The organism is Paraburkholderia sp. Ac-20342 (genome assembly GCF_017104985.1).
GTDB lineage: Bacteria > Pseudomonadota > Gammaproteobacteria > Burkholderiales > Burkholderiaceae > Paraburkholderia.
Genome location: NZ_JAAGPQ010000042.1, coordinates 63,897 through 71,325 on the forward strand (window position 1 = coordinate 63,897; position 7,429 = coordinate 71,325).

Annotated in this window: 9 protein-coding genes; 1 reads left to right on the forward strand and 8 read right to left on the reverse strand. The window is 62.6% G+C overall.

The window, feature by feature from the left end; translation table 11 throughout:
• Positions 1 to 107 precede the first annotated feature (107 nt).
• From G3N58_RS18965 to G3N58_RS19000, 8 genes are all read right to left on the reverse strand, one after another.
• Entirely contained in the window at positions 108 to 473 is a 366-nt protein-coding gene (locus tag G3N58_RS18965; protein WP_167037090.1) for a type II toxin-antitoxin system VapC family toxin, read from the reverse strand.
• The gene (locus G3N58_RS18970) at positions 467 to 685 is read right to left on the reverse strand and encodes a ribbon-helix-helix protein, CopG family (RefSeq protein WP_167037093.1); all 219 of its coding nucleotides are present in this window, start codon (positions 683 to 685) and stop codon (positions 467 to 469) included. The genes G3N58_RS18965 and G3N58_RS18970 overlap by 7 nt, the downstream gene beginning before the upstream one ends.
• Positions 686 to 842: 157 nt before the next feature.
• The gene (locus G3N58_RS18975) at positions 843 to 1,682 is read right to left on the reverse strand and encodes a heavy metal-binding domain-containing protein (RefSeq protein ID WP_167037096.1); all 840 of its coding nucleotides are present in this window, start codon (positions 1,680 to 1,682) and stop codon (positions 843 to 845) included.
• A 58-nt stretch (positions 1,683 to 1,740) separates the two neighbouring features.
• Positions 1,741 to 2,637, reverse strand: coding sequence for a heavy metal-binding domain-containing protein (locus G3N58_RS18980; protein WP_167037099.1), 897 nt, complete (start codon positions 2,635 to 2,637; stop codon positions 1,741 to 1,743).
• A gap of 35 nt (positions 2,638 to 2,672) precedes the next feature.
• On the reverse strand, positions 2,673 to 3,200 hold the full coding sequence (locus tag G3N58_RS18985; RefSeq protein ID WP_167037102.1) for a hypothetical protein: 528 nt from the start codon (positions 3,198 to 3,200) through the stop codon (positions 2,673 to 2,675).
• A gap of 36 nt (positions 3,201 to 3,236) precedes the next feature.
• On the reverse strand, positions 3,237 to 4,511 hold the full coding sequence (locus tag G3N58_RS18990) for a toxic anion resistance protein (protein WP_205999923.1): 1,275 nt from the start codon (positions 4,509 to 4,511) through the stop codon (positions 3,237 to 3,239).
• A 320-nt stretch (positions 4,512 to 4,831) separates the two neighbouring features.
• Positions 4,832 to 5,434, reverse strand: a complete 603-nt coding sequence (locus G3N58_RS18995) for an EthD family reductase (protein WP_167037111.1) — start codon at positions 5,432 to 5,434, stop codon at positions 4,832 to 4,834.
• 27 nt (positions 5,435 to 5,461) lie between these two features.
• Complete coding sequence (locus tag G3N58_RS19000) at positions 5,462 to 6,175, reverse strand: SDR family oxidoreductase (RefSeq protein ID WP_167037114.1); 714 nt, start codon at positions 6,173 to 6,175, stop codon at positions 5,462 to 5,464.
• A 677-nt stretch (positions 6,176 to 6,852) separates the two neighbouring features.
• On the opposite strand from G3N58_RS19000, the gene G3N58_RS19005 reads away from it, so the two are divergent.
• A partial coding sequence (locus G3N58_RS19005; protein ID WP_205999924.1) for an MFS transporter occupies positions 6,853 to 7,429 on the forward strand: 577 nt, incomplete at its 3' end.

The window sequence follows — 7,429 nt, forward strand, 5'->3', positions numbered from 1 at the left end:
GGCGTCATGACGGATAGGTGTCCAACACCCTCGAACACCCGGCTCGCAGCATTGACGAGTTCATTTCAGCGCGTGTCCGGAGATGCAGAGGCAAATCCCGTTTTCCTTTAAATCTTGTATGGGACACGTACGCCAGGTTCGTCAGCAGGAAAATCCTTGGTATTGCGAGAAACCAGCAGCATTACATTCACCTGGGCCGAGGCCCATACAATTGCATCGGGCAGTCGAATCCGCCTCTGTTTACGAATCTCGACCGCCCGATTTGCGATGGCTGCGTCGAGCGCAATGACATCGAACGAGCCAAGCCATGCACGAATAGCCGCTTCATCGTCCGGTGTTGCACCAACCAGGACTTCCATCCAGGTGATCGTGCTAATCGCACGATACTCATAGCGCGCGAGTTCTTTCTTCGCCACACCTACGCCGTTGAGGTAGTCGATCAGAACGTTTGTGTCGAAAAGTGCCCTTACCATTCTGAGCGCAGTTCCTGCTGGTATTCCAGACCATCGACTTTCCTGCTTTTCCACAGACCAAAAACGTCAGCCCCGACAGCGCGCTTGTGCTGCGTGATATAGGCCTCAATCGCGTCGCGAATGACGGCGGCGCGAGGACGTTGCTCAGCGGCCACAAGCACCGCTAACTCTTCGACCTGCGCATCGGGCAAGTCAATCAGGATTCGGCTCATTACCCCCCCGATTATTGATATACATATCATATATCAATTGAGCCTTCGCAGCAAGCGGCTTTCGCGGCTACCGAACCTCTCACCGGCACAGCAATGCCGAACACGCCGACGTACGCGGCCGCGTAAAACACAGCCACGCCCTGCCGGCAAAATTGCCCTAATCGTTGACCGACAGCACCAGTGTCGGCGCCGGAATGTCCTTGGGCGCGATTTCCTCGTTGAGCGGCACGACGGCCGTGCCGATCGCGAAGAACTCGATCACATGGCTTTCCCAACGATACGACTTCTCCTGCACGATCGTGCCGACAACGCCTTCGGCCTTCGCGTCCTGCGCTTCCTTCTGCATACGCTCGATGGCGAGTTCGCGCGCGCTGTAAAGCGCCTGGGTGAACTGTTCGAGTTCGACGTTGCGCCCGGCCTGGCGGAACGCCTGCAATACGCCCCGGTGCGCGACGTGATACACGCACGAGCCCATGACCATCTCGACCGGGCGATAGCCTGCGCCGAGCAGCGTATAGAAGTCCTGGCCGGACAGATCGGACGTGAACGGCCCGCCGTCGTGCGCCTTGAAGCCCTTCGTGTCGTGGTTATGAACCACGCCCGTGCCGATCGCGATGAATTCGAGAAGATTTTCGTCCCATTCGACATGCTTGATTTCGAGCCGCACGCCGACAATACCGTCCGCGTCCATCTCGCGCGCTTCCTCGCGCATGCGCGACATCGCGAGCTCGCGGGCGTGGTACATCGCCTGCGACAGGACCGTCATTTCCTGGTTCTGATTCCACGACGAATACTGGATGCCGACGTGGTAGATGCAGCTACCGACACACAGGCCGATAGGCTCGAAACCCGCCTTGCGCACGAGAAGAAATTCGTTGACCGAAAGATCGGACGTGAAGACGCCGGACGGATGTGCGGCAGTGCGAAGGCCCTGCAGGCGCTCCCTCACGCTCGAGGGAAGTTGGTGGCTGTAGTCGGCGACCGTGGTATTCGACATGCGCTGGCTCCTTGGTAAGGAAGACGGTGTAAAGGCGATCCGGGGCGATCCGGGACAATCAGATGCCGTCGTTGAACGAGTTGTGATGCACCGACGTCGTGCGGATCAGATCCGGGCGGTCGCTCAGGTCGAGCACCCATTCGACCGGGTGAGGGATCGTGCCGGCCGGCTCGCCGTCCACGACCGTTCCCATGACGATGTGACGCCCGAGGTAGTTGTAGCGGGTCGGGTTCTCGTACTCGCGCCGGAAGATCTGGCTGAAATTCAGTTGCGCGAGCACGCCGCGCCCCTGCCGCGCCGTGTCTTCGCGCAGGTCGCGGTGGGCATCGCGGCGGATGCGTTCCCAGAAAGACGTGGTTTGGCTCATCACGGCGTTGCGCCAGGACTGGTCGGATCGCCAGTCGAGGTTGTCGTTGCTCCATGCAAAGCGTGCGCCGACGGCAAGGCCAACGGGCACGATGCCCGCTTCGAGCAGTTGCACGAACTCGAGCGCGGGCACGGTCGAGAGGATCGGCGCGGGACTCGCCGGCAGGCCCGCGATCCGCACCGCCGTGCCGACGAGCGAGTAGTCCATGCTGCTCTCGATCGCAAGATCGAGCGAGACCATCTTCACGTCGATGACGGCGTTCGCGCCGAGCGCGGCGGCCTCGGCCTGAAGCCGATGCTGGGCGGTATTCCAGCCCTGCTTGTGCCCCTCGGTCCACGAATAGCCGTAATGCATCCAGCAGGTGGCCGCGATCGGCGCGATCATCCGGACGCCATGCGAGCGGGCCAGTGCGAGTTCGGGCGCCGTCAGCGTGGAGATCCACGGCAGCGTGCCCGCCCGGGCCTGTTCGAGACGCTCGTGCAGCAGGTTCGGCACACCTTGCGCGTCGAAGAAGGGCCGATCGTCGGGAGGTGCCTGCGTTGGGGAATTGCTGCTACCACCGCCGAACAACGAAGACCAGATTCCCATGAATAGCCTCGGTAGAAAATGGGGTAGCCGATGCGTCAGAGCGAGCGCAGCAGGTCGGCAATGCCTCGCGCCTTTTCCGTGCGCTCGTGTACCTTGGCGAGCAGGCCGGAGATCCACGTGTGCGCCTGCACCTGTCGGGTCGAAAGCGTGATGCCGCGCACGCGCTTTTCGACTTCGGTCACGATCTGCTGATTGCCGGAAAGGCGCATGCGGTAGGTTTCGTCCTCGAACGCTACGGCGAGTCCGACGACTTCCTCGGTTTTGCGGAAGAGTCCGCGACGCACGATGTCGAGCGTCGCGTGCTGCGGCAAAGCCTCGCTGACGATGCGCGCGAACCGGGACAGGAAGCCCGCGCCGTCGGCTTCGGCCCGGCGCAGCCAGGCCGCGTCGAGATCGAACGAAGTCAGGTCCGGCGCAACGGCGGCGGCAGGTGCCGCGGAGATCGCCGTGCCAGCGCCTGGCGCCGTGTCGGCCAGGCTGCGCGTGATCGCGCCGAGGTCGAGCGGTTGCGTGGCCGGGTCGATCCCGGCGCCGTCCTGGGAATCCGGGGGCTGCGCGGTCATTCGCGATGTTCCTGTAGAGAGTGGGGGCCGAGGCGATCAGGCGCCGCGGACCGGCCTCGCGAGTGCGGCTTGCTGCACGCCGCGCATGCCGGATACGAGGCGATCGCGCACGCGCACGAGTTCCTGCTCGCGCTTGCGGTCTTCATCGGCGGCATCCTGTTCGATCTTGAGCACTTCCTGCATGGTCGAAATCGTTTGCTCGGCGAGCGCGGACAGCGCCTCGAGGTTGCGATTGTCGCCCTGCAAGCTGCGGGCCGCGGAAATGGCGGCGTCGTGCGCGGCACGACCGGCGATCTCCGTGATCCGGCGATTCGCTTCGTCCAGCTTTTCCTTTTCCTGCCCACCGCGCTGCACGTCCGCCTCGACAGCCGCTTGCGAAGCGACCGCCATCAGACGCGGCAGGGTCAGCAGGATACCGCTGTTCAGTTGCGAGACGCGTGTCACTGCCGCCTTGCGATTCGAGGCGATCAGCGGAATCAGGGTCGCGGCCGACACCATGGCTTCACGCATGTCGGCCGTCTGGGCCCGGAAATTCGCGAGCGTATTGCGACGATCCATCGCGATCGCTGCGTCGCCCGACGTGTTCGAGCGCAGCGCGATCTGGCGCAGTTCCTCGGCTTCCTGCACGCCGCGATCCAGTGCGATCTGCGCGGCGGCAATGGCGATCGTCAGATTGCCCACGCCCTGGCGCACAGTCTGACTCTGATCGTCGAGCAGTTGCACGGTGGTCATCAGGTCGGCTTTCGCCTTGCGTGCCCGCGCTTCCTCGGCGTCCATCAGCGTCAGGAATTTCTTGCGGTTCTCCGCGAAGGACTGGACCGCATCGTGCGCGAGCTTGCCGAGGCCCATCACCCGGCCGAGCAAGCCGGTCGCTTTCGGCGCGATCTTGTGCGCTTCGGCCTGGAGTTCGTCGATACGCAGGATCTTGATGCCGTCGATCACGGCCGCGGCGATCTGGCCGACTTCGCCCGCATTGCCGACCGTGGTATCGGCGAGCAGTTGCCGGGAGACCTGGGCAATCGGCTGCAGCGTATGCTCGATGAAAGTCAGCGTCGAGGCCGTGTCCTCGAAACGGATCGAATCGGCAAGCTGGTGCGCGCGGGTTTGCAGTTCGGCCGGCAGGGTGCTCAGTTCGACGAGACGCTCGAAAGCCGGCATGGGCGCCGCGATTTCGGTCGACTCCGCAGTGTCGACAGGGAGACGGGATGAATCCGAACCGGATGCCGGATTCCCGGCCTCATCCGGTGTCGCGAGTGAGGCGAACGCGCTCAGATCGAGCGGCTGGGTGGTCGGCTGCTGAGGATCGCTCATGGCGAAAGTTCCTTTTGCACTGAGGCGTGGGGTCGGGATTCGCAATACCCGGCATGGTCGGTCGGCGCAGGGCGACTGTTCGCTCTGCGCCGCGCCACTGCTGCCGGCATTGCCTGCCCTGCTTCGTCTGTGCCGAACAATACACCGATTCGCCAGACTAAAGCCACTCGATGTACTCAGGAACGCGCAACCCTCATCGGTTGGGGAATAACGCCTGCTTTCTGCTTGTAAGTTGCCGACTCGCTGACATAGCGGAAATCTGCCCCGCGACAGATCGACCGCCGATAGGAAATCGCTTCTGGCACAGCCCGTTCGCCCGGTCAGACGAAGCGTAGCGTTCGCACGCGGCAAACGCTCAAACGCGCGTCAACCGAAGCCGCGCATGAGGCAAGCCTATGCCCGGCCTTCCGCGCACTCTCCGCATTGTCGAACTGGAGATGGAAAAATGCGCTAACCGGCTGGGGCGGTTCCATGCCGGGCTTGGCGATCAGATCGGCCACATCGTCGCGGATCAGCACGGCCCGTTGTTGCAGCACCTGGCATCGTGCTTCGATCGCATCCAGCGCCGCCGCACCGCCGATGGCCGCAACGATCAGCTTGCCGCCCGCGCTCTCGCGTAACGGCGAAGCCTTCCTGATCGCATACCCCGAACCGTGGCCGAGAAAGTTCGGCTCGTCTTCCACCATCGGTCGCGCGGCGGCACTGGCAAAGGCTGCCGCCATATCTTCCGGACGGTCCCACAGCAGCTCCACGAAACCGTCCACCTCGATCGCCGAACCGCCCGGGACCGTGAAGTCTTCCTCTACGTGATTCTGGATATAGCCGCGCACTTTCGGCAATCGAGCCACGGGCGCCGCGTGACGTTCCCAGTTTCGCGAGAAGCGTTCCCGGTTATCGCCAGTGCGCCGGACCAGCACCGACATGCGTTTGAACATGACGACGGCTTCCGGTCAGGCAATCGAGGCGCCGCCATCGAGCGTCACGATGGTGCCCGTCGCATAAGGCGTGCAGGCAAGCAGCAAAAGCTGGCGTGCAATATCGTCCGGTTGCGCGTGGCACCCTGCCGGATACGACGCGGCAACCTTCTCGAACATGGCGGCGCGAGCGCTTTCCGTCATTGCACTCCACATTTCCGTTGCCACGACGGCCGGCGACACAGCGTTCACTCTCACGGGCTTGAGTTCCAGCGCCAGACCCTGAACCAGGCTTTCCAGCGCTCCATTTATCGCCCCCATGAGTGCTCGTCCCGCCGCCGGGCGAGTGGCAAGAAAGCCGGCAATCACGCCGAGCGACCCGCCCGCGTGAATCCGCGCATGACGCGCGACACGATAGAAGCCCCAGAACTTCGAGTTCATCGCGGCATAGGCGGACTCCATCGGCAACTCGCGAACGGCGGCCATCGATACTTCCGACCCGGTGACGATAACGTGGTGCCAGGCTTCCTCGTTGTCGAAGAACGCGGCGACTGCCTCGTCGGCGGTGAGATCGAGCTCGCGGCCTTGAGTGCCCTCGCCGATTTTTTGCGCGGCCGCGGCAAGCTTTTCCGGCGAACGCGACGCGATGGTAACCCGCGCGCCGAGCGATCTGGCCAGCTTCGCCGTGGCGAAGCCAATACCCGACGAGCCGCCGATGACCAAAACGCGCTGCTCAGACATATCGAACATGATTGGCGATCCTATGTGTTTTGAAGTGATGCCCTTACTCCGCGAGTGTCGAAGCCACGACCCATCCTCTCGCTCGACGATTCGGTGTCGGACAGACTATACGGAAGTTACTTCCAGATTGGAAGAATATTCAAAAACTACAGGAAAGGGTTTTCCCTATCACGATCTCGCCGGGCCGGCTGGCCAGCCACTCAACCGGCAGAGATTCAGGTTTTCGCCCGCCGTGACGGATGAGGCGGTAGTCCGTTGATAACTTTACAAATTTCTGAACGCGGACAGATCGGCCAGACAAGCTCGCTACTGGGAAAACCCTGGTCGTTTTTTTACGAAAGTAACTTCCAATTTGGAAGTTACTTCCACATAATCTACCCCGAGGCTTGACGAGTGAACAAGGGGTTTTGTCGCAGGCGCGCCGATCCGGAATGGAGGCGCTTGCGGCACGCCGGCTCGCTGACGCAGCGCCATGTGGCAACCGCTCTGGCAGCACGCCGGACGATATGAGCGTCTCGCCGCCGGATCAACCGGCCTTGCAACGCATCGCTCGCGTACCCGGGCAGTGACGACGCAGCGATCCTCAAGTGTGGGTAAACCGGCTGGGCGACACCGCCATATCGCGTTGTGATCGTGACAAGCGCATCCAGGACGTCTGCGCTTTCATTACTGGAGACAAACAAGGCATGAAGACAGAGACAACACTTTCCACCGCCGCGAATCCGGCACGACGATCGCGAGCCCGCTTCGCGATTCTCGCGCTGCTCGCGATCGGCACCGTCATCAACTACCTCGATCGCACGGTGCTCGGCATCGCCGCACCGAGCCTCACGAAGGAACTTGGCCTGTCGGCCGGCGTGATGGGCATCGTGTTCTCCGCTTTCTCGTGGACCTACACGCTCTCGCAGATTCCGGCCGGCCTGCTGCTCGACCGGATCGGCGCGAAAAAGACCTATTTCCTCGCGGTCTCGGGCTGGTCGGCCTTCATCATCCTGAACGGACTCTCAGGAGGACTGATTTCGCTGATGATCTATCGCCTCGGACTCGGCGTGGCGGAATCGCCCTGCTTCTCCGCGAATAGCCGCGTGGTGGGCCACTGGTTTCCGCAGCGCGAACGCGCACGGGCAACCAGTATTTATCAGGTGGGGCAGTACATCGGCCTTGCCGTGTTCAGCCCGCTGCTGTTCTGGATCATCGAGTCATTCGGCTGGCGCGCGATGTTCGTGATCGTCGGCGCGGTCGGCCTCGCGTTCTCGGTCGTGT

Excerpts from the sequence above, each read along its gene's own strand:
- G3N58_RS18965 (WP_167037090.1), bottom strand. The coding sequence starts at position 473 with ATGGTAAGGGCACTTTTCGACACAAACGTTCTGATCGACTACCTCAAC.
- G3N58_RS18970 (WP_167037093.1), bottom strand. The coding sequence starts at position 685 with ATGAGCCGAATCCTGATTGACTTGCCCGATGCGCAGGTCGAAGAGTTA.
- G3N58_RS18975 (WP_167037096.1), bottom strand. The coding sequence starts at position 1,682 with ATGTCGAATACCACGGTCGCCGACTACAGCCACCAACTTCCCTCGAGC.
- G3N58_RS18980 (WP_167037099.1), bottom strand. The coding sequence starts at position 2,637 with ATGGGAATCTGGTCTTCGTTGTTCGGCGGTGGTAGCAGCAATTCCCCA.
- G3N58_RS18985 (WP_167037102.1), bottom strand. The coding sequence starts at position 3,200 with ATGACCGCGCAGCCCCCGGATTCCCAGGACGGCGCCGGGATCGACCCG.
- G3N58_RS18990 (WP_205999923.1), bottom strand. The coding sequence starts at position 4,511 with ATGAGCGATCCTCAGCAGCCGACCACCCAGCCGCTCGATCTGAGCGCG.
- G3N58_RS18995 (WP_167037111.1), bottom strand. The coding sequence starts at position 5,434 with ATGTCGGTGCTGGTCCGGCGCACTGGCGATAACCGGGAACGCTTCTCG.
- G3N58_RS19000 (WP_167037114.1), bottom strand. The coding sequence starts at position 6,175 with ATGTTCGATATGTCTGAGCAGCGCGTTTTGGTCATCGGCGGCTCGTCG.